Source organism: Thiohalocapsa halophila, assembly GCF_016583825.1.
Lineage (GTDB): Bacteria > Pseudomonadota > Gammaproteobacteria > Chromatiales > Chromatiaceae > Thiohalocapsa > Thiohalocapsa halophila.
The window spans coordinates 1-1,247 of record NZ_NRRV01000194.1 but is presented as its reverse complement, the minus strand read 5'-3'; the positions used below and the strand labels follow the sequence as shown (position 1 = coordinate 1,247).

Annotated in this window: 2 protein-coding genes; both read left to right on the top strand. The window is 58.0% G+C overall.

The window, feature by feature from the left end:
• On the top strand, positions 1-229 hold a 229-nt coding region (locus tag CKO31_RS26570), incomplete at its 5' end, for a hypothetical protein (protein ID WP_207148123.1).
• Positions 229-1,247, top strand: a 1,019-nt coding sequence (locus CKO31_RS25920) for a P-type ATPase actuator domain-containing protein (RefSeq protein WP_498370624.1), incomplete at its 3' end; no start/stop codon positions are given. The genes CKO31_RS26570 and CKO31_RS25920, both read left to right, overlap by 1 nt.

The following is a 1,247-nucleotide window of genomic DNA, read 5'->3' as shown; positions in this document are numbered from 1 at the left end:
CCTCGTAGACATGGAAGGGCAATTCGGCATCTACTCGAAGGACGACACGGGGTCCCAGGGGTTCTTACCGGATTTCGAAGAAAAGCGGCGCTTGGTCACCCCGGACATGAGGCGAGTGTCCGACCTGCATCTTGGCGAATTGTATCGTGCCCTGGAAGCGCATGAGCGAAACCTCAAGAACGCCTTGCCGGGATGCCGTGCAAGCGAAGGGGCGGAGCAGGAATCTTGATGGTGCTGGAGATGATCGGTGCGACCGGGGCTGGTATCTATTTGGTCGGTCGACCAAAGAAGAGCAAACTGCTGCGTCATAAGCGCCGCGGCCCGAAACAGGAGCGGGTGATGCCGTTCACGGGCGGCGTCCGCGAGCAGCAGATCAAGGAGTTCTCCGCGGACAACATCGGAGCCAAGAGCCAGAGGAAGAAGCTGAACGATCGGAACATGAAGGTCTCCCTGGTGTCGATGGCGCTGGCAGGGGCCGGAAACGTCTTCTATCCGCCTATGACGCTGCTGAGTCTTCCGGGTATCGCTTACATCACCCAGTTCGCCGTCCGCGAGGGATGGCGTAGCCTCGCCCGCGATAGAAAGCTCACGGTGGACTCCCTATCCGCGCTGATGAAGGTCTTGCTGGTCGCGAATGGCTATCTCTTCTTCGCGAGCTTCTCGGTCTTTATGTTCAGCCTGAATCGAAAGCTGTTGGACAAGATCAGCGATGACTCGAAGAAGAACATTATCGATGTGTTCAAACAACAGCCCAGCACAGTTTGGGTGCTGGAGGGAGATGCGGAGCTGGAAATCCCGTTCGAGCGGTTGAAAGCAGGTGATGTCGTCGTTGTCGGTGCCGGCGGAGTCATTCCCGTTGACGGTGTCATCGCAGACGGCAGCGCTTCGGTCGATCAGCATATCTTGACCGGCGAGTCGCAACCCGCGGAGAAGGGCGAGGGCGACGAAGTCTTTGCGTTGACAATTGTCTTGTCGGGAAAGGTTCGCATCGACGTACGCGAGACGGGAGAACGAACAACCGCGGCGCAGATTGCCAGTATCCTCAACAACACGATCAGCACGAGAACCGACGTTCAGCTTTGGTCGAAGGAGATCAGTGATCGGACGGTTCTGCCGACCTTCGCACTGGGTGCGATTGCCTTCCCATTTGTCGGCCGCACGGGAGCGCTGGGCTTCGTGAACTCCCACTTCAAATATAGGGCAACCATCGCATCGGCGATCGGTGTCCTGAACTACCTGGACAAGGC